This is a genomic window from Spongiibacter pelagi, from assembly GCF_014705705.1.
Classification (GTDB): domain Bacteria; phylum Pseudomonadota; class Gammaproteobacteria; order Pseudomonadales; family Spongiibacteraceae; genus Spongiibacter; species Spongiibacter pelagi.
Genome location: NZ_JACXLD010000002.1, coordinates 229,491 through 250,763, shown reverse-complemented (window position 1 = coordinate 250,763; position 21,273 = coordinate 229,491). Strand labels below are relative to the sequence as shown.

Sequence of the window (21,273 nt, the reverse complement as noted above, 5' to 3'; positions counted from 1 at the left end):
CTCACTCCCCTGATTTCTGTTTGCCAATTTGTTCAACCGGCATATCCGGCTCGTCAATTGGCTTAAAGTATTTGATGTTTTCCATGGCATAGCCCCACTCTTCCTTGGGCTTCCATACCGCCTCGACCCGCATACCAATACGCACATTATTGTTGTCACACTCGCTTAGAAGATGCAGGAAAGACAGATTGGCGCCATCCAAAACCAAGTTAGCAATAACGTAAGGCGGCTTGATTGGGTTGTTGGGAATAGGGATATAAACGATGGTGTAAGACTCCACCGTGGCCTTATTGGAAAGCTCAACTTCTTCCTCGGTTGGCACACCACAGGCGGCACAGGAACCACGAGGCGGAATGTAAACGTTGGCACAGTTGGGGCAGCGCTGCCCAACCAATTTGCCATTGCGCAACTGAGCAAGATAACGCGCGGTAGCCTTACCCGCGGTGAAGTTATAGGTCATATAACTTGGGCATTCGATACCAGAAATCGGCTCAAGCTCTGCATCCGACTCAACATAATCCGCCACCAGCGCAACAGCTTCGGGCACAAAACCGTTGATATCGGTGATAAAGCCTTTGGTTTCATTAGCCCAACGAGCCTTAACACGCATACCGGTTTTCATTGCAGATTCGTCACCGGCATCCACCCAATGCAACATGGCGGTATCGGCACCGTCCAGTTTGATTAAGGCCCAAGCAAAAGCAGAGTCACTGGGATGCGCTTTGCGTGGCTGACTCACCCACGTCCAACTCACCACCTCACCACAATCAGCGACATCGACAAACTCAGAGAGCGCTGCTGCATCGACCGGATCGTATTCCATAGGTGGCATTAATACGCGGCCATCGCTGCCCTTAATGCCGCGCATTTTTCTATCGCGCAATGCCGTAAGAAATTCACCGACAACTGGGCCGGTGGTACGGGTATAGGTATAGCCTAAGGTAAATTCCTGGCTGAGTAATTCTGCCGCTGCGGACATAGCGAACTCCCTAGTGAGTAACAAGGTGGATGCAAAGCACCCCTCATAAATCGTGTGTTAGGAGTATGGGTTTGGCAGAGTAAAGCGCTCAATGTCGTGCTTGATCAGGCCGCTGACAAAAACGATCAGAACAGTGTTTAGAAAAAGAAAAGCCCGCTTATTCCGCGGGCTTAGAGAATGTCAGGGATGACTAGGAATACCGGCAATACAATTAACAGCGCCAAGTAAGATGGCACGCGCCATCATGGAATAAACGCAGTTAATCTTTAAAACCACTAATATGCTTAGCGGCCTGATAAGCAAAGGTCATTGCCGGCCCCAGCGTAGAGCCAGGCCCGGGATACGTCGGCAATACCGCCGCACTACAATTGCCTGTGGCGTAAAGACCGGCAATGGCCTCGCCATTTTCTTTGAGCACCTGCGCATCGGGATTGGTTACCAAACCACCCTGGGTGCCGAAGTCACCGGCATCGACACGAATGGCATAAAACGGCGCTTCATCAATAGCGCCCAAACAGGGGTTGGGTTCAAAACGTGGGTCACCGTAATACCGGTCATAAGCCGAGTCACCGCGCTGAAAATCCGGATCGCTACCGGTTTTTGCGTAGCTGTTCATTTTAGCCACTGTGGCTTCCAAATTTTCTGCATTGATGCCCAACTGCTCGGCCAATTCCTTCACCGTATTTGCCTTACCCACCAAGCGCGTATCGAACCACTCTTTAGGAATCCGATTGTCCGGCTTGAGCTTGGCGGTCATCAGCGGGCCAACAATATAGTCGCGACGGAAACGGGCATCGAAAATTTGATACATCGGGGAGCATGGCACTTCACTGGTATGGGCTTTGTACAAATCTTTTTGAAACGCCATATAGTTTTGCGACTCATTGGCAAAACGCTCACCCTGCATATTCACCACACAGGAACCGGGAAAGGATTTTTCCATAATGCTTAAACGCGGCGCCGGCTCGCCCGGAACAGAAATGGTGGTACACCACCAAGCCCCATCCATTAAGCGCGTGGCCGCGCCCAAACGCATCCCTTCCCGAATCGCATCGCCGGTATTGCCCTCGACTCCGGCGCTCCAATCTACCGAAGTGGGTTCAGGCAGATAGTGCTCGCGCATCGCCTGATTTTTTTCAAAACCACCTGCGGCCAACACCACGCCCTTGCGCGCTTGAATCGATAAGGTTTTACCGCCCTTACTCACCGACAGGCCCACAACTCGCCCCTGATCTTCAATCAGGTTTTGCATGGCGGTTTCAGACCACAGCGGAATATTTCGCTTTTTGAGTGAATACCAAAGACGCGCCACACCCGCCGCACCAGTGCACACTTTTCGGCTATTCGGATTACCCTTCAAACGCCACAAAATATCAAAATAGAAACTGGCCATTAATTTCAGGGTAAGCGCAATCCAACCCTTGCCTTGAACAGTCAGTAACGCTGCTTCAACCTGAGTAAAATAAATACGGTCGAACAACCTCATCATATGATGGGAGGGACGCAGACGCTTCACATCTTCACCCAATAAAGAAGAATCGAAACGCTCGGGCTCCATCGAACGGTGCCCGGCCCGCGAACCCTCAATATTGGTGTAATAATCGGGATAGTGTTCAAGCGTTACATAGCGAACATCGCTGCGCTGGTGCAGAAACTCCACCATCTTGGGCCCATTCTGCAAATAGGCATCAACCATTTCCTCAGGCACTGCACCGTCGGGAGTGGTATTGAGCAGGTATTGTTTAGCATCGGCAAAGCTGTCTTGAGCACCTGCCGCTTTGGCATAACGATTATTTGGAATCCAAACACCACCGCCCGAAGTAGCACTGGTGCCGCCAATTAATGATGATTTTTCAATAATGAGAACGTCTTTTACGCCCATTTCATACAGACTGAGGGCGGCGGTCATCGCGCCGTTACCACTGCCGACAATGACCACATCGGCACTGTGATCCCAGTTTTTCTCTGTCATGGAATTCCCTTTTGAACATCCCCGCCACAGGGGTTTTTGTTATCGTTACTATCGTGTGACAGTTTGGGGATCATCATAGACATTCCCCACCAGCCCCCCTATCCTCCGTCTGTATTAGCCATTTAGAGAGAAAAAAACATGGCCGACGAATTTTCCCGATTCTGGCAGCGCGCATTGGAGCAACATGGCAGTGCCGAGGCTATTGATGCACGCCTGCCAAAAGCGAAAACCGCGAAGCAACTTTGCAAGGTGAGCGACGACCGCTATCTCGCAGAAATGGCCGCCTGTATTTTTCGCGCAGGTTTTGTATGGAAGGTTATTGAAAACAAATGGCCGGGCTTTGAAGAAGTGTTTAAATCCTTTCAACCACTTTGGCTGGCCTCACGCAGCCCGGAAGAAATTGAGGATATGGCGCGGGACACCCGTATCGTTCGCAATCTGAGTAAAGTTAAAGCCGTTCAGGATAATGCGTTGATGGTGCTAGATATTGCCCGCGAGCACGGCAGTGTTGGCCAATTTTTAAGTGATTGGCCAGCCGAGGATATTACCGGCCTATGGGCCTATTTGAAAAAACACGGCAGCCGCCTTGGCGGCAATTCGGGCCAATACTTTTTACGCTTTATGGGCGTTGATACCTTTGTGCTCAGCCGGGATGTTTTAAGCGCTCTCCAAAGTGTTGGCGTACTAGATAAGGCGCAGGCCAGCTCGCAACGCGATCTTAAAAAAGTGCAGGAATTCTTCAATCAACTCAAAACCGAAAGTGGTCGTCCATTTTGCGAGTTGAGCATGATTCTCGCCTTATCGGTTGGTCCATCATCAATGCGAGAACACTAAGCTCTGTTTGGCGCTGCAGTAAGATCAAGCTCCATATAGCTATGCCCCACAACTTCACCATAAGCCGAGCGCAAGCCGCCGGACCTAAACTCAATCGAGCGAAAACCCAGCCCTTCATAGAGCGCTCTGGCACGGGGATTATTTTCCGCCACATCCAGTCCAAGCCGGGTAAAACCCTGCTGCCTTGCGCGCCAAATCAGCTCGCCAATCAATTGCCGACCATAACCGCGACCACGGTATTCAAGCTTCATCGCCAAGTGATAAAGCAGGGCGAGCTCTTTTTTAGGCGGGCGAATCACCGTCTCGGTACGCAATCCGCGCCAAACAACCAAAATGCCCTGCCAAAACCCATAGAAACGAAAAATTTCCACAGCGGCCTGTACGGTAAAACCTAAAGTTTGATTGGATGTTTTTAAGGCACCGATCCCGGCAAGTTCGCCCTCAATAAAGAGCCCGATATGTTGTTGATAGCCCCACTCTGTTCGTCCCCGCTTGAACGCCGCATTTAAAAAACCGAGTACTTGCAGCGCAGACCTTGATGAAAACACATAGCGAAATGCGGATTCACCAGAGCTATAAATGAGTGGCACTGCCTGCGCCACATGCTCTGCTCTGCAGGCTTTGAACTCTAGAGTCATGGATAACATTGAACTGAATAGCTAAAGATTCATAAAGCTTAGCAAAGCCTTGGGGGATATAAGCAATAAAAAAGCCGATGGGGAATGACCTCACCGGCTTTTGGATGTTGTTGACAATGGCGCTTTCGAATTAATGCACGTGAGCCACTACGCCAACTTGTGGAAGATTCGCCAGACCAATATCACGCGCATGTTCTTCAAAATCTTTATTTTTCCAGAAGAAGGCACCGGGCATGGTCGTTGGCACCACCAACACATAGAACAGGCAGCGACCAATAATGGCACTCACAGAGGCAGAAACAGAGAGTAGCGCACCCAAGGCCAAGAGTGGCAGAGAAGCAGATTCCGCAGAAATAACCGCTAGCGCAACCAGCACATTGGCAAAAATCAACCCATTGCGGAGCAGATAGCTTTTGCCAAAAACGGTGCTTTGAATGTAGTGAGAAACACTGCCTTCGTTATTTGCGGTATTCATATCTCGAGCGTGGAAAATTAAACCCAAGCCCTCAAGCGCCGCACCAAGGGCAACTGCAATCGCCGCCACTTTTAATGCAGCCAAAACATCAGCGCCGGTGTAAAGCAAGGTCGCAACCGAAACAGCGCCAATTAACAGGCCGCCCAAAGTCAACGCACTGCCAGCAAAGCTGGTCGCGGTCTGCCAATGGTTCCAGAAGGGACGCGCCTTGATGCGGTAGCAGCGGTACATGTAATAAAGCCCAACCGCCCCACTAACCATCGCCAATACCGCCATGGTGTTGGCCAGTACCGGGAATGCTCCCCACTCACCGAAAAGTGAAATAAATACGCTGTTTTCAGGCAGTACCGCCAACAAATGCAGTCCCGAAAACACCATGTACAACAGCATTCCAAGGCCTTCCCGGCAAACAGGCGAGTGACGTAAATTATTAAAACCACGGTAGGCGCGAAGCGGTTTACCAAGGTGAGTGGCCGACATCAACATTCCCAAACCGGCCAGCGCAACAGTTACCGCAAGGAAAGGAATATACATGGCGGATTCACGCAACCACTGCAGGGTTTCAACACCAAACTGCGCGCCAAGGAATGCGATAAAAAATGCACCAAGTGATGTCTGACTGACGAGTGTAAAAATCACCAAGGGGTTTTCGCGGCTGCTGAGCTTGCCGACATTCCACTTTTTCTCAACGCCTTTTTTCTGATCCACTACCGGGCGGTAATTACCGTCTTCAGCCTTGTGGTATTTCACTGCCATACCATCGGTACGCGTCACCTCATCCGGCATACGCTTGGTTTGCTGGAAACGGATATTCGGGTGGGTAATTTCCGGGCTGGGGAAACCGGGAATGCTCAACTTAGCCTGTTCACGATTTTCAGGAAGATCCTCAACCACACCGAAGTTCAAAGCATTACCCAAACAAGCCGATACACAAGCGGGTTTGAGATTTACTTCTAGGCGATCCACACACATATTGCATTTGGACACCTGCCCCTTGATTGGATCAAGTTGCGGCGCATTATAGGGACATACCCAAGTACAGTAGCCACAACCAAAACAGGTTTCAGGATCTTGCAGAACCGCACCGTATTCCACGTGCTTGGTATAGGCGCGGGTTGGGCAGCCACGCAGACAAACAGGATCATCACAGTGATTACAGGCCATGGAGATATTCATGCGCTTGTAATCGGGATAGGTGCCGCCCTCAACATAACCCACCGAACGGAAACTGATGTGGGGGGGATTATCATTCTTCTCGCTACACGCCGCTTCACAAGCATGACAACCAATGCAGTTATCTGCGGTAAAGTGGAAGGCGTGCTGCTTATTACGATTTGGGTTGGCGCCGACCCCTGGCTCTTCGTTGATAAACATTTCCCGGCCAGCCGGAATCGCTCCACCACTACGCGCAATGAGATCAATCGGCGCTTCGTAGTAATTCACCTCGGGCGCTTTTTCCAAGCCCTTGAAGGGCTCTTTTAAAAACGCGTATTGAGGCTCGTCGTCTCTCACTTTCCACATAGATTACATCCTGCTATCAGCGCTGCATTCAACAGCCCGCGCTCTAAATTATTTGGCTTGTACAAAACTGAATTACGCAATTCAAAAATTAAAAAGCGCGCCGCTCTACATTGAGCTGAGCCGCCTCTTTCTGATCGATATGTTCAATTCGCACTGCACACTGTTTAAAAGCGGGCTGCCTTGAATAAGGGTCGAGCAAGCCCAGCGATAAGCGATTTACGCAGTCGTGGTAGTGCATGGGGATAAACACCATATTCCGCGCAACCCGCTGGGTTAGCTGCACCATGACTACAGCGTCACCACGCCGGGAAACCAGACGCACATATTTCTGGTGCTCAACACCCAACTCTCTGGCCGAGTCTGGATTCATTTCCATATAGGGTGTAGGGCTAAACTTGTTGAGGTTACCGATTTTTCCGGTCTTGGTTCGGGTGTGGAAATGTTCCACCACCCGACCACTGTTCAACCAGAACGGGAAGCTGTCGTCGGGTACTTCATTGTCCTCGATATAATCCATGGCCAGCAGATTCGCTTTGCCATTGGGGGTAGCAAATACGCCATCGCTATAAAGCCGTGGATTACCGGTTTCATCCCCTTCGCGCATTGGCCACTGAATACCGCGCTGAGCTTCGATTAAATCGTGGCTCATTCCCGAGATATCGAGGTTGCGCCCTTCGCCTTTGGAAAGCAGCTTCATTTCATCGAAAATCTCAGAACTGGTCTCCGGAAAACGAATCTGACGACCACGCTCAAAACGCTTGGCCAACTCATTGAAGATCCAGTAATCAGCTTTGGCATTGCCTGGTGGCTCAGTAAATTTGCGCACTAAGTTCACGCGGCGCTCAGTATTGGTTTGCACCCCTTCTTTCTCACCCCATACCGCAGCGGGTAGATACACATGGGCGAAATCCACGGTTTCACAGTCCTGATAACCATCCTGCACCACCATAAACTCCAATTTTTCCAAGGCCTTTTTAATACGTGGCTGATTGGGCATTGAAGTCAGTGGGTTGGTTGCGACAATCCACAGCGCTTTAATTTCACCCGACTCAATCGCCGGAAAAATATCGGTTTGCTGCAAACCGCGCTTGGCCGGAAAGAAGCTTTCATCAACCCCCCAAAACTGGGCAACCTCATCGCGATGCTGCTGTTTTTCCAGCATTCGGTAGCCCGGCAGACCCGAACAAGAAGACCACTCCCGCGTCCCCATGGCATTGCACTGGCCGGTAATCGATAAGCTGGTACCACCTGCCACACCGATATTACCGGTGATCAAATTCAGGTTATTGATGCCGCACACCCCATCGGTGCCATGGGTGCTTTGGTTAATGCCCATGGTCCAAATACTCATCGCCGACGGTGCTTTAGCATAAATACGCGCAACGTGTTTGATGGTGTCCGGATCAATCCCGCAAATCCGCGAAGCGGTGACCGGGTCGTATTTTTCAACGGTCGCTTTAAACGCTTCAAAATCATTGCAGTGGGCGTCGATATATTCCTGTTTTTGCAAACCCTCTTTCAGGATCACATGAGCCAGCGCATTAAGTAGAACCAAATCGGTTCCGGGGGTTATGGGCAAATGAATATCCGCAAACTGGGCAAACATCGTCACCCGAGGATCAACCACAATCAGTGGAAACTTGCGCTTCTCGAGTGCCTCTTTTAGCTTCCAGTAAATAATCGGGTGCTGCTCAGGCAGATTGGAACCGAAGGCCATCAGGCAAGAGGTTTCTTCAAAATCCGCATAGCAACCCGGAGGACCATCAGAGCCAAAAGAACGCTTATAACCCGATACCGCCGAGGCCATACACAAAGTGGTATTACCGTCGTAGTTATTGGTGCCAATAACACCGCGCACTAATTTACCCAGCGTATAAAACTCTTCGGTAAGCAATTGCCCGGTAGACACAATGGCGACGCTATCGCGCCCGTACTTATCCTGAATCCGTTTAAATTCAGAAGCGGTTTTATCCAGCGCCGTATCCCAATCCGTTACATTGAAGTTTTCATAAATGCGGTTGCGGATTAGCGGCTCTTTGCCCCGCCCCGAGGTTCCACTGAGCTCGTGTTCAAAAATACCTTTGATGCAAAGCTTGCCCTGGTTCACCGGGGCATTGCCCTTACCACGACTGGCAACTGGCTTGCCCTCGCTGTTCAAACCGACCTCTAAAGAACAGCCCGTTGAACAATAACCACAGACAGCGTATTTCCACTCCACCACTTTTTTATCAGTGATGCTAATTGGCTTGCGATTTTTTCTACCGAAAATCATGCCACCCTCTTTGCACTATATTTGAGCACTTAATTTTTTAGCCGCCTCAACTTGATGCACCAAAGTGGGACTTCAGGCAAAAAACGGCTTTCTACCCAATTAGATAACAAGAAACATGCCAAATACGGAGGTTTAAAAACGGCCGATTAAGATTCTGAAAATAGCGGCTTAGAAAGAGAAAAAGGAGGGAAATTGGGGCATAAAAAAAGGGGCCTTAAGGCCCCTTTCGATCAAGCTTTGAAGTCTTACTTGCTAACTTCAGCTTCAACTACTGCAACAACACGACGGTTTGCAGCACGGCCTTCGCGAGTCGCATTGCTTTCCGCAGGACGCTCTTCACCGTAACCAACCGCACGCAAACGGCTAGCAGCAATACCATACTTGTTGATCAGCTCATTGCGAACAGAATCCGCACGACGCTGAGACAATTGCTTGTTGTAACCAGCATCGCCTAGGCTGTCGGTATGACCTTCAACTACGGCACTAACACCACCGAATTTCTTCATGAAAGCAGCAACTTTCTCGATTTCACCCTGGTATGCCGCAGGAATCGCTGCAGAGTTCAGAGGGAAAGCTACTTCCATTTTGATGGTTTCAGTTGAAGTCAAAACGAACTTACAACCAAATTTGTCAACTTGACGACCGGCTGGCGTGTTAGGGCACTTGTCGCGGTAGTTGGGTACACCGTCGCTATCGCCATCCAGTGGGCAACCTTGCGCATCAACACCTACACCAGCAGGAGTGCCAGCACATTTATCGAAGCTATCGGCAACACCATCGCCATCTGAATCAGACTCAACCGGCGCTGGAGCAGGAGCTGGAGCAGCAGCACCCAGAGGCGCGCTCAAACCAACAGTAAAAATGCCTTCTTCGGTGCTGTCATCTACACCGTGCAGGTAGCGAACCTCTGCACGCAGACCCACCATTTCAGAGAACATCCAGCGAATACCGGAACCGAAATTCAGCTGGGTAAATTCTTCTTTATCAAAGGCGCTAGGGCGGTTGCCGAAACTGTAAGTGGCATGGCCAACACCACCAACAATATACGTTTCAACCGTATCGCTGATTGGCGAATAAAAAATACCGCCAATAGAAACTGAGGTGAATTTAGCATCGCCACCAACACCAGACTCATCATCCGGACGGCTAAATGCATTCCAAAATTCAACACCCCAATTTTTGTTCAAACGAGTTTCAACACCCAGTGTTACTACTGGTGACTCGTCCTCAACAAGAAACTGTTCATCAGAAGCTTTGTAACCAATACCTGAATTCAGGTACCACTTCGCTGGCTCTGCACTCGCCAGTGTTGGCGCAGCCACTGCGGCAGTCAGAGCAGCAACTTTCATTAAATGGCGCATATAATCTCCCCTCTAGGATTATCGCTATTACTAAAACAATAAGGAAAAACCAATACTACTGGCGTGAGATTAACATGAAGTGCGATCCATGCACTCATACTTTTGTGTAATTTTTCCAATTAACCTGTTCATTTTGTGGACTATTCCTCCCACACAGGTGAGCACACTCTAGCAGCACAGCAGCTCTTTTACCAAGGGAATGGTAATTTTGCGCTTTCTTTGTAGGCTTAAGCCATCGAGCTGATCGAGTAATTGCAGCAAGGAGGCAAAGTCCCGCTCAGTGCGACTCAGCAAATAATCGGCAACTTGGTCACTCACCTCTAAGCCGCGCTTTTGCGCACAAAACTGCAAGGCAACTTTACGCTCTTCTTCTTTAATGGGGGCAATGCCCAAAACTGAAAAGCTTTGCAATCTGGAAATCAGGTCAGGTAGCTGAAAAGCCAAACCAGACATGGGCAGCTCATCCGCCACAAGGATAGAAACACCCGTTTGCAGGGAAAGATTGTAAAGATTAAATAAGGCCTGCTCCCACTCGGCTTTACCAGCGATAGCGCCGATATCATCCAAGCAAATCAAATCCACAGCATCAAGGCCAGACAACACATCCACAGGCGAATACGCCGCCACGTCTTTTAAAGGAAGATACAGTGCCATGCGCCCTGCAGCTTGAGCAGAATTGCACACGGCCTGCAGCAAATGACTGCACCCCTGCGGCCCATGCAAGTAAAGCCACTGCTCTCCCTGCCCCGCAGCTTGCCGCCGCAGCTCCGCGATCGCCATAAGATTGGCTTCCACGGTAAAGAAATTATCAAAGCTCAGGGCCGAATCGAGTTTTAATCTCAGAGTTAACTGACGAGCCACACTCACTTGTCAGCCTCCGGTTCAGACTGCTGACCAGACTCTTTATTTGTCTCATCGTCGCACGCCACTTCAGCTTCTATCTCACCATTTTCCAGGTAAGACTGAGGGCCATACCAAACGCTGGTTAAATAAAACTCCCCAGCATGATCCAGCATCACCTTAATTACCGCCGCAATTGGTAAGGCCAGCAAGATACCAAGAAAGCCGAACAACTGGCCGCCGGCAAGCACGGCAAAAATCACCGCCACCGGGTGCAGGCCGATCTTCTCGCCGACTAATACTGGCGTCAGCCACATCCCTTCCAACAACTGACCAATGCCGAATACCACCGCAACCGCCACCATGGGCCAAACACTGTCAAACTGGAAAAATGCCGCCGCCTCAGAAGCGATAATGCCGACAATAAATCCCAAGTACGGCACCACACTGGCCAAGCCGGCCAACATGCCTAATACCAGCGCCATATCCAATCCCACCAATGCCAAACCAACGGTGTACACAACCGCCAGCGCCAACATCACCAATAACTGTCCGCGCGCAAATGCACCCAGCACCGAGTCACACTCTCTGGCGATTAAGGCAATTTTAGGTTCGTATCTGCGAGGTAATAAATGGTGGATACGGGCGACTAATATGTCCCAGTCGCGCAATAAATAGAACGCAACCACAGGAATCAACGTGAGATTGGCTAGCCAAGTAAAGAACAACAAGCTGGAACCGCTGAGCTTCTCCCAAAGAAAACCCAGCACCGCCCCGGCACTTCCCCAATGGCCGCTCAGCGCCTTACGCGCCGTTTCTATACTTGGTGTTTCATCCGCCAAACCCAGACTGACCCGCATATTCGGCCACAGGGTTTGCTGAATCCAAAGCGTCAGTTGTAATAATCGCTGCAGCAACAACTGCGATTGCTCAATTAAGGCAGGCAAGGCAATGACAAATGCCGTTAGTCCTACAAAACTCAGGCCGCAAAACACCACAACCACCGCCCCAGTGCGCGACAAGCCCTTTGCTTCCAACCTATCCGCCAGCGGATCACCGATATAAGCCAGTACCGCCGCCACCACAAAAGGCATCAACACCGGCGCCAAAGAGCTTAATAAAAAGTAGCAAAAAACTAAGCCAATAATGGCTAGCAAACCGGAGTTCACCTTGCTTGATTGAGGCGTAAAGCTCACCGGCCCTGCCCTCGCCAGCGATACCGGGCCTGCAGCATCAGCCCCGATTTAACATCGACACCGGAAGTCACGCCCAATAATGGCTGCATGCGCCCATCGAGAGACAAAAACCGCTGAGCCTTATCCAGAGAATCCTTCAGAACCAGCTCCAACACCATATCTTCGCCATCGGCCCAGACTAAATTTGCGTGTTCGACAACCGCCAAACCCTCAAGATAGGTCAGAATTTCAGCATACGTGGCAAAGTCGGCGACACCTTTTACGGCAATGAGGTTTGCTTGTGCATCCTGCCCGGTACCGGTCAATGCATACTGATCAGCCTGGCTGTCTGCAATAAAATCAATCACCGGCGCCAATACCTGATTAATGCCCATTCCTTGCGTGTCTAAACGCTGACTTTGCTCAGCCTCCAGTACCGCCCAACTAGCCAACCAGCTTCCCGATGACAAGGCTGTTGCCTTACCCATCAACACATAGGGTGCGCGGTAGCGCTCAGATGCCGTACGCACTTGATTGACCGACATAGACCAAAGCGCATCAACGCTTAGCGCACCGCGATCTTCTAAATCAAGCAGAGGAAATTGCAAAGCTAAACCGCGCCGGTAAGCCTCCTCTCGCAGAGCCTGAAGGGCCATGTCTGAATTTTCAGCGTTAAGAAATTGGCGCCCCTGTGCAGTGTCAATCACCATCCACACCAAAACCGCAGGGCGGTTCGACGACCACACGGGCAAACCCGCAGACTGCAAAGTGCCATTCACCTGACGAGGAGAGAAACTCATATCCAGAATCACTCGCTCCTGCCCCAACTCGTCTCGCTGTCGACGAAAATTGTACTGGCTTAGAAACGGCTTCGGATCAGCTAGAGCCTCGGCAATACCGGGTTCAACATCCAATTCAGACTCCCCGGAGACACGAACAAACACCTGACGGAGACCTTCACGAATCTGAACTTGGCTAAGCTCCGCCCGACCACTCTCCAAAGGCAAGGCAGCATCGTACAATTTTTGCACAACATCGGCAGACACCGGAGCAGAGACCAAGCAAGCCGCCAACAGTGCTATTAAAGGCAGGATAAATAAATCAGCTAAAGGCTTCTTCAATAAACCAGCTAAGGGCTTTTTCTTCACCAGACGGTATCCAAAATCAAAAAACAAATGGGCGACGGCATTGTAACAACGGCTCCGGTCCGGGCAAAGCAGCCCCTGCTTGGTTATTTTCCCGGCTTTGCTACTGTACTGAACCGCCAATCGCGATAGAATACGCGGCCTGCCATACCGAACCCCTGACGAGAACTGAAAGAGTGACCATGAGCGACGTATCGAAACCTTCCCTGAGTTACAAAGACGCCGGTGTTGACATCGATGCCGGAGACGCCCTAGTCGCAAGAATCAAAGATGTCGCAAAACGCACCCAACGTCCAGAAGTCATGGGTGGACTCGGTGGTTTTGGCGCACTGTGCCAACTCCCCTCAGGCTATAAAGAGCCGGTTTTAGTTTCCGGCACTGACGGCGTGGGCACCAAATTAAAACTCGCCATGGATACCGGCATTCACGACAGCATCGGCATTGATCTGGTTGCTATGTGTGTTAACGACCTACTGGTTACCGGCGCGGAACCCCTGTTCTTTTTAGACTATTACGCCACCGGCAAGCTAAATGTGGATATCGCCGCCAATGTTGTCTCCGGTATCGGACAAGGTTGCGAGCAGTCTGGTTGCGCACTGGTCGGTGGCGAAACCGCTGAAATGCCAGGCATGTACGAAGGCGAAGATTACGACCTAGCCGGTTTCTGTGTCGGCGTTGTAGAAAAAGCCAAAATCATTGACGGCAGCTCAGTAAAAATTGGCGATACCTTAATCGGCATTGGATCTTCTGGCCCACACTCCAACGGCTATTCACTGATCCGTAAAATTGTCGAAGTCAGCGGCGCCAAGTTGGACGAACCCTTTGGTGACTCCACACTCGGCAAAACCCTGCTGACCCCAACACGCATCTACGTGAAACAAATTCTGAATCTGCTCAAGCAATATCCGATTAACGCCCTAGCCCACATCACCGGCGGCGGCTTGCTTGAAAATATTCCACGGGTTTTGCCACGCAATACCAAAGCGGTCATTGATGTACGCAGCTGGGAGCGCCCTGCCATCTTTGATTGGCTACAAGAAAACGGCAATGTTGAAGACCGCGAAATGTACCGCACCTTTAACTGCGGTCTCGGCATGATTATGGCTGTCGACAAGAATGACGTTGAAGGCATTCTCGACCTTCTCCGCCAGCAAGGTGAAACAGTTGCTGTGGTCGGTCATATTGCCGCCGCAACCGAAGATGACGAGCGCGTTATTCTGGAAGGGCTGTAAGTCCCAATGCCCTGCAAAATCGTCGTTCTGATCTCTGGCAGCGGCTCAAACCTACAAGCCATTATTGATCAAGGACAAACGACCGGCAGCCATTACCAAGTGGCTGCCGTCATCAGCAATAAACCCCAGGCTCTAGGTCTAGTTCGGGCGCAAGAAGCCGGCATCGCTACCGCCTGTGTCGAGCACACCCAGTTCGACAGCCGCGAGTCCTTCGATATCGCTCTCAGTGAAGTTATCGACCAGTTCCAACCTGATTTGGTCGTGCTTGCCGGCTTTATGCGAATTTTAACGCCCGACTTCGTTCGTCGTTACCTCGGCCGCCTGCTTAATATTCATCCCTCACTACTGCCAAAATATCCCGGCTTGCATACCCATCAACGCGCTATCGATGCTGGCGACAGCGAAGCCGGTGCCACCGTGCACTTTGTGACCGAGGAGTTAGATGGTGGCCCACCAGTTTTACAGGCAAAAGTACCAATCTTGCCCGGCGACTCTGCAGAAACTCTCGCCAACCGGGTATTGTCCAAAGAGCATCTGATTTATCCTGCCGCCGTAAATTGGTTTGCGCAGGGAAAACTCACACTCAGGCACTCCGAGGCTTTTTTTGATGATGTACAGATTCCAGCAAGCGGACTGGCTTACGAAACAGCTTAAGCACGCCCTCACCCTGCTGTTATTGGCCGCACCGCTATTCAGCGCTGCCACTGAAACTGAGCAAATCACTTCTGAACAAGCAACGGCTATACAAGCCATTGAACAAAACGCGCCAAGCAGTGTATTACTGCCTTATACCGCCTACTACCGCATGCATCACAATGGCCTGTCGGCGGAAGCGAAAAGATCCCTAGTAAAGAATGGCGACAATCAGTGGCAGCTCAGCCAAAAAGCCAAACTATTTTTTATTCGGGTGAGCGAAGAGAGCCAATTAAAAGAGCATGACGGCCAATTGCGACCACTGTTTTACAACTACGAAAACAGTATTTCCAGCCGTCAAAATCAGCAAATCAATTTTGACTGGCAAAATCTGACCGCCAGCGATCAGACCTTTCGCAAACCTTGGCAAATGCCGCTGCTGCCAGAATACACCGACCAACTCAGCGCACAATTACAAATGCGTCAGGCACTGATTGATAATCGCTTTGCCGACAAGCTAGAGCAAACTATTCTCACCAAGGGCAAGATGAAAACCTTTGTTCTTGAGATCGCTGGCGAAGAAGTTCTCGACACACCGGCGGGCAAATTAAACACCATAAAACTGCGTCGCTACCGCAAAGACAAACCCGAAGACCGGGATAATGCCATGCTGGTTTGGCTAGCAAAGGATTGGAACTATCTGATTGTTCGGCTGGAAAGCCGGGATGAAGACGAGCTATTCATGCTTGAACTACTCAATGCCCAGCTCGCGGGCAAAGCGGTTGGCGCATAACGGCTAACCGCTCTCTTGACTCATCAGGTTTTTGGCAGGGTCACACCGGTCTGCCCCTGATATTTACCGCCGCGATCTTTATAACTGGTATCGCACACTTCATCCGATTCAAAAAACAACATCTGCGCAACGCCTTCATTGGCGTAAATTTTGGCAGGTAACGTTGTGGTATTGGAAAACTCCAGCGTGACATGCCCTTCCCACTCTGGCTCAAGCGGCGTGACATTCACAATAATGCCGCAGCGAGCGTAGGTCGACTTACCCAAACACACAGTCAACACACTGCGGGGAATCCGAAAATATTCCACCGTGCGCGCCAAGGCAAAAGAGTTTGGCGGAATGATGCAGTAATCGCCGGTAATATCGACAAAGCTGCGCTCATCAAAGTTCTTTGGGTCTACCGTGGCCGAATAGGTATTGGTAAACACCTTGAATTCATTTGAGCAACGCACGTCGTAGCCGTAGCTAGAGGTTCCGTATGAAATAATCCGGCCACCTTCATTTTCACGCACCTGACCCGGCTCAAAGGGCTCAATCATGCCCTGCTGCTCCGCCATCCGGCGAATCCACTTATCTGATTTAATCGACATACTCTTCCTATTCTGTTGAATACCGTAAATCGGTATCAATCATCGCTAATACTAATCGTCGGCGCTAGCTGCGCACCCTGTTTATTTCTACGCGCCAATTCTGCGGCCATCCCTCTAGCCACATTTAAATACAGGGCTGCGGCTTCGCCATTCGGATCAGTCACCATGACTGGCTGACCACTGTCCGCCTGCTCACGAATCTGCCGCGACAGCGGCAAAGAACCCAACATGGCAACACCATATTCAGCGGCAATCTCTTCACCGCCGCCCTCACCAAAAATCGCCTCGGCATGACCACATTGGCTGCAAATATGCATCGCCATATTTTCAACCACACCCAGCACCGGCACCGAAACCTTAGCAAACATCTCGATCCCTTTCTTGGCATCCAGCAGCGCAATATCCTGTGGCGTAGTCACCACCACACTGCCCGCCAGCGGCACCTTTTGCGAGAGGGTTAACTGAATATCGCCAGTTCCCGGCGGCATATCAATAATCAGGTAATCCAAATCCTGCCAATAGGTTTGATATAGCAACTGCTGCAAGGCACCCGTTGCCATAGGCCCACGCCAAACCATAGGTGTTTTCTCAGTCACCAAATACCCCATGCTCATAGACTGAATACCATGCGCGGTAATAGGTAAAAGATAATGCGTGCCGTATTGTTCCGGGCGAACACCCTCTGCCACGCCTAGCATCATTTGCTGACTCGGCCCGTAAATATCCGCATCCAGCAGCCCCACTTTGGCACCCTCTTTGGCCAGCGCCAAAGCCAGATTCACTGACGTGGTGGATTTACCCACGCCGCCCTTGCCAGAAGCCACCGCAATAATATTGCGAATGCTGTCGAGATTTTGCAGATTACCCTGAGCAGGATGCGCTGCAATTGACCACGTTATCGTCACATCGAAACGGGCCTCAGGAAACTGCGCCCCAAGCTGCTCGGCCAACCAAGCTTCATATGCCGTTTGCTGAGTTTGCGCAGGAAAACCCAACGTCACCAAAACGCTAACCTTGCCGGCTTGCTCAGCAAGCTCAAATTCGGCGCACTCCCCTAGCGGCAAGCTTAAACCCGGCAAAACCAGGCCAGAAAGAGAGGATGAAACTGACGTAGAAAGGCTCACTGCGTTGAAAATCCTTGAAATACCGGGTCGAGCGGGACAGTACCCGCGGAAGCCAGCGAGTATACGCCCACGCAGAAGTGGGTACAAATACCTTACACCGGGGTTTTGGAGCGGCTTTAGCTAATGCGCCGCAGCCACAAAAACGCTATAGTATTGCGCCTGAATTTTTACTCGTTACGACAATTCGTTTCACCAATAAAAGGCCAGCTTAACCTCAATTTGACAACGCGCACTTCGTCAATATACTTGACGACCGTTTGTCTTCTCACGCTGATGCCTTTACTGAACTTTACTGATAAGGACACTCCATGCCGCGCAAGATACTCGTCACCAGCGCACTGCCCTATGCCAATGGCCCACTTCACCTCGGCCATTTGCTGGAATCTATCCAGACAGATATCTGGGTACGTTTTCAAAAGCTGCGCGGTAACGATTGCATCTACCTCTGCGCCGATGACGCCCACGGCACCGCCATCATGCTCACCGCCGAAAAGCTGGGTATCACCCCTGAAGAACAAATCGCCCGCATCAAAGCCGAGCATGAGCGCGACTTAAACGGCTTTCTGATTCGCTTTGAAAATTATTACAGCACCCATTCTGATGAGTGCCAACACTACGCCGAAGAGATTTACAAAAAACTGGATGCGGGTGGCTATATTGAGCGCCGCGAAATTACCCAGCTTTACGACCCGGAAAAACAATTGTTTCTGGCCGACCGCTATATCAAGGGTAGCTGTCCAAAATGTAAAGCCGAAGATCAGTACGGCGACAACTGCGAAGCCTGCGGCGCAACCTATACCCCAGCGGAACTTATCAACCCGCGCTCTGCTATTTCAGGCGCGACGCCGGTAGAAAAAGCCTCAACCCACTATTTCTTCAAGCTGGCTGAATTCGACACCCTGCTGCGCAACTGGACTGGCAGCGACAGCCTGCAACCGCAAATTGCCAACAAGCTGCGCGAATGGTTGGACGCAGGGCTGCAGAGCTGGGATATCTCCCGCGACGCACCTTATTTCGGCTTTGAAATTCCCGGCGCGCCCGGTAAATACTTTTATGTCTGGCTGGATGCTCCCATCGGCTATATGGCCAGCTGTGCCAACTGGTGTAAAACCAGCGGCCGCAATTTTGAAGACTACTGGGGTGCAAACTCCGACGCCGAGCTGTACCACTTTATCGGCAAAGACATTATCAATTTCCATGGCCTGTTCTGGCCAGCCATGCTAGATGCGTCTGGATACCGCAAACCCACGGCAATTTTTGCCCACGGCTTTTTAACCGTGAACGGCAAAAAAATGTCCAAGTCGCGCGGCACCTTTATCAAGGCCGAGACTTACTTGAAACACCTGCCCGCCGAATACCTGCGCTACTACTTTGCCGCCAAACTGTCCGGCGCGGTCGACGATATCGACCTCAATCTGGAAGATTTCACCCAACGCGTCAACGCCGACCTAGTGGGTAAGCTCATTAATATCGCCAGCCGCAGCGCCAAATTTGTAACCAAGGGCAATGACTCCACTCTGTGTGGCAGCTTGCATAACCCTGAGCTCTGGCAACGCATTGTCGATGCTCGCGAGCCCATCGCCGCCAATTTCGAAGCCCGCGATTACAGTAAAGCGATTCGCGACATCATGGCGCTGGCCGATGCCACCAATGAATATTTCGATGCCTGCGAACCTTGGAAACTGGCCAAAGAAGAAGGCGGCGCTCTGAAAGCGGCCGAAGTCGCCAGCCAGTGCCTGAATAATTTTGCTGCGCTGGTTGCTTATCTGGCACCCGTTCTGCCTGAACTCGCAGAAAAAACCGAGGCCTTCCTCAATACCCGTTTGAGCTTGGCCACCGATCCCGCCCCACTGCTCAATCACCGCATTGAAAAATTTGAAGCGATGATGGCGCGGGTTGACCCCGATAAAGTACAAGCCATGGTAGATGACAGCAGTGAAACCACTGCGGCACCTGCCGAGAAACCTGCTAAAACGAGTAAGAAAGAAAAAGCGGCCTCAGACAGCCTTCCCGCTATCGCCGACACTATTGAGTTTCCAGATTTCGCCAAAATCGATCTGCGAGTTGCCAAAATCATTGCCGCCGATCACGTCGAAGGCGCAGATAAGCTGCTGCAATTGCAACTGGATCTGGGCGAACTCGGCCAGCGTCAGGTTTTTGCCGGTATTAAATCCGCCTATGCACCGGAACAACTAGTCGGCAAACTCACCGTCATGGTCGCCAATCTGCAGCCTAGAAAAATGCGCTTTGGCATGTCAGAGGGCATGGTGCTGGCCGCCGGCCCCGGCCAAAAAGAGATTTGGCTGCTCTCTCCAGACGAGGGCGCCCAGCCGGGAATGCGTATTCAATAAGCGTCTTATCGGTGAAAGCGATAAGGCTTTCAAGATTAAAAAGTTTTTAATTGAACGCTTGTTCGAAATAAAATAGTGTAATCGAAATTTATAATTATATTTCGCGGTGTCGCGTACCACATTGCGCCACTTTTACTGCGGGGAAATACAATGATTGCGGACTATTCAATTTTATTGATTAGCGCCATTCTGGTTAATAACTTTGTACTGGTGCAGTTTCTGGGCCTGTGTCCCTTTATGGGCGTGTCTGGCAAATTGGAAACCGCCATTGGCATGTCCAGCGCCACCACCTTCGTACTCACCCTCGCCTCTATTTGCAGCTGGATGACTTACGAATGGCTGCTACTCCCCCTTGGACTGGAATACCTGCGCACAATCAGCTTTATTCTAGTGATCGCCGTGGTGGTGCAATTCACCGAAATGGTGGTACGCAAAACCAGCCCACTGCTCTACAAAGTGCTCGGCGTTTTTCTACCCCTGATCACCACCAACTGCGCCGTACTCGGTGTGGCACTGCTGAACATCAATAAAGGCCATAGCTTCACCCAATCCGCCCTGTATGGCTTTGGCGCCGCGCTGGGTTTCTCACTGGTGCTGGTCCTGTTTGCCGCCATGCGTGAACGCATCAATGTGGCCGATGTTCCCGTGCACTTTAAAGGCCCCGCCATCGGCATGGTCACTGCCGGCCTGATGTCACTGGCCTTTATGGGCTTTGCAGGACTGGTGTAAGCATGATCGAATTTCTTACTGAACACGGCTTTATCTCCGCACTGATTGCGCTGGTCAGCCTCGGCTTGGTGTTTGGCGCACTGCTTGGTTTCGCCTCGGTTAAATTCAAAACCGAAGGTGACCCCATCACCGACCAAATCGAATCCTTACTTCCGCAAACCCAATGTGGTCAGTGCGGCTACCCCGGCTGCCGACCCTACGCTGAAGCCATTGCCGGTGGCGACGAAATTAATAAATGCCCTCCCGGTGGCGAGACCACGATCGCCGCGCTTTCGGATTTATTGGGCGTTGAAGCCAAACCACTGGACGCCGCCGAAGAAAACATTCCCTCGGTCGCCTTTATCCGCGAAGACGAATGTATTGGCTGTACCAAATGTATTCAGGCCTGCCCGGTCGATGCCATCCTCGGCTCTGCCAAGCACATGCATACCGTTATCGCCAGTGAATGTACCGGCTGTGACCTGTGCGTTGAACCCTGCCCGGTCGACTGCATCGAGATGCGCCCCATTGCCACCACACTGCAAACCTGGCACTGGCCAAAACCAACGCCTGCGGAAGACATTATCGCCAGCGATCGCGACCCGAATCGCGCTGTGGCTTAAGGTATAA

General features: G+C 51.1%; 18 protein-coding genes. 7 read left to right on the top strand and 11 right to left on the bottom strand.

The features are described 5' to 3' along the window. Position 1: 1 nt before the first annotated feature. Together IB286_RS05200 and IB286_RS05195 are read right to left on the bottom strand one after the other, a co-directional pair. Positions 2-979 (bottom strand): Zn-ribbon domain-containing OB-fold protein, encoded by a 978-nt coding sequence (locus IB286_RS05200; protein WP_190763197.1) that lies wholly within the window; start codon positions 977-979, stop codon positions 2-4. A gap of 259 nt (positions 980-1,238) precedes the next feature. Continuing rightward, positions 1,239-2,951 carry an FAD-binding protein gene (locus IB286_RS05195; RefSeq protein ID WP_190763195.1) on the bottom strand — a complete coding sequence of 571 codons (1,713 nt, stop codon included), beginning with the start codon at positions 2,949-2,951 and terminating at the stop codon, positions 1,239-1,241. 138 nt (positions 2,952-3,089) lie between these two features. Between IB286_RS05195 and IB286_RS05190 the strand changes: the two genes are divergently transcribed. Next, a complete protein-coding gene (locus IB286_RS05190; RefSeq protein WP_190763193.1) occupies positions 3,090-3,785 on the top strand; it encodes a DNA-3-methyladenine glycosylase I in 696 nt (231 codons plus the stop codon). Here the strand turns inward: IB286_RS05190 and IB286_RS05185 are convergent. From IB286_RS05185 to IB286_RS05155, 7 genes are all read right to left on the bottom strand, one after another. Next, positions 3,782-4,387, bottom strand: a complete 606-nt coding sequence (locus IB286_RS05185; RefSeq protein WP_190763191.1) for a GNAT family N-acetyltransferase — start codon at positions 4,385-4,387, stop codon at positions 3,782-3,784. The genes IB286_RS05190 and IB286_RS05185 overlap by 4 nt on opposite strands. 166 nt (positions 4,388-4,553) lie before the next feature. Beyond that, positions 4,554-6,419, bottom strand: a complete 1,866-nt coding sequence (locus tag IB286_RS05180) for a DmsC/YnfH family molybdoenzyme membrane anchor subunit (protein WP_190763189.1) — start codon at positions 6,417-6,419, stop codon at positions 4,554-4,556. Between the two features lie 88 nt (positions 6,420-6,507). Then, entirely contained in the window at positions 6,508-8,691 is a 2,184-nt protein-coding gene (locus IB286_RS05175; protein WP_190763187.1) for a molybdopterin oxidoreductase family protein, read from the bottom strand. Between the two features lie 245 nt (positions 8,692-8,936). Next, on the bottom strand, positions 8,937-10,052 hold the full coding sequence (locus IB286_RS05170; protein WP_190763184.1) for an OmpA family protein: 1,116 nt from the start codon (positions 10,050-10,052) through the stop codon (positions 8,937-8,939). Positions 10,053-10,220: 168 nt separating this feature from the next. Continuing rightward, positions 10,221-10,919, bottom strand: a complete 699-nt coding sequence (gene hda, locus IB286_RS05165; RefSeq protein WP_190763183.1) for a DnaA regulatory inactivator Hda — start codon at positions 10,917-10,919, stop codon at positions 10,221-10,223. Next, a complete protein-coding gene (locus IB286_RS05160) occupies positions 10,916-12,088 on the bottom strand; it encodes an AI-2E family transporter (RefSeq protein WP_317889706.1) in 1,173 nt (390 codons plus the stop codon). Before IB286_RS05160 ends, hda begins: the two co-directional genes overlap by 4 nt. Then, on the bottom strand, positions 12,085-13,215 hold the full coding sequence (locus IB286_RS05155) for a DUF2066 domain-containing protein (RefSeq protein WP_190763181.1): 1,131 nt from the start codon (positions 13,213-13,215) through the stop codon (positions 12,085-12,087). The genes IB286_RS05160 and IB286_RS05155 overlap by 4 nt, the downstream gene beginning before the upstream one ends. Before the next feature lie 179 nt (positions 13,216-13,394). Here IB286_RS05155 and purM point away from each other — a divergent pair, with 179 nt between their 5' ends. Genes purM through IB286_RS05140 form a run of 3 tightly spaced genes read left to right on the top strand, consistent with a single transcriptional unit; the run spans position 13,395 to position 15,870 of the window. Continuing rightward, a complete protein-coding gene (gene purM, locus IB286_RS05150; protein WP_190763179.1) occupies positions 13,395-14,444 on the top strand; it encodes a phosphoribosylformylglycinamidine cyclo-ligase in 1,050 nt (349 codons plus the stop codon). A 6-nt stretch (positions 14,445-14,450) separates the two neighbouring features. Then, positions 14,451-15,098, top strand: a complete 648-nt coding sequence (gene purN, locus IB286_RS05145) for a phosphoribosylglycinamide formyltransferase (protein ID WP_190763176.1) — start codon at positions 14,451-14,453, stop codon at positions 15,096-15,098. Beyond that, entirely contained in the window at positions 15,052-15,870 is an 819-nt protein-coding gene (locus IB286_RS05140; protein ID WP_190763174.1) for a DUF3108 domain-containing protein, read from the top strand. The genes purN and IB286_RS05140 overlap by 47 nt, the downstream gene beginning before the upstream one ends. A gap of 23 nt (positions 15,871-15,893) precedes the next feature. On the opposite strand, the gene dcd is transcribed toward IB286_RS05140, so the two are convergent. Together dcd and apbC are read right to left on the bottom strand one after the other, a co-directional pair. Next, on the bottom strand, positions 15,894-16,460 hold the full coding sequence (gene dcd / locus IB286_RS05135) for a dCTP deaminase (RefSeq protein WP_190763172.1): 567 nt from the start codon (positions 16,458-16,460) through the stop codon (positions 15,894-15,896). Positions 16,461-16,495: 35 nt separating this feature from the next. After that, entirely contained in the window at positions 16,496-17,584 is a 1,089-nt protein-coding gene (gene apbC / locus IB286_RS05130; protein WP_190763170.1) for an iron-sulfur cluster carrier protein ApbC, read from the bottom strand. Between the two features lie 308 nt (positions 17,585-17,892). On the opposite strand from apbC, the gene metG reads away from it, so the two are divergent. The 3 genes from metG to rsxB all read left to right on the top strand — a co-directional run bounded on the left by metG (position 17,893) and on the right by rsxB (position 21,266). Then, on the top strand, positions 17,893-19,935 hold the full coding sequence (metG, locus tag IB286_RS05125) for a methionine--tRNA ligase (protein ID WP_190763168.1): 2,043 nt from the start codon (positions 17,893-17,895) through the stop codon (positions 19,933-19,935). A 150-nt stretch (positions 19,936-20,085) separates the two neighbouring features. Continuing rightward, positions 20,086-20,664, top strand: coding sequence for an electron transport complex subunit RsxA (gene rsxA / locus IB286_RS05120; RefSeq protein WP_190763165.1), 579 nt, complete (start codon positions 20,086-20,088; stop codon positions 20,662-20,664). 2 nt (positions 20,665-20,666) lie between these two features. Next, positions 20,667-21,266, top strand: coding sequence for an electron transport complex subunit RsxB (rsxB, locus tag IB286_RS05115; RefSeq protein WP_190763163.1), 600 nt, complete (start codon positions 20,667-20,669; stop codon positions 21,264-21,266). Positions 21,267-21,273 lie beyond the last annotated feature (7 nt).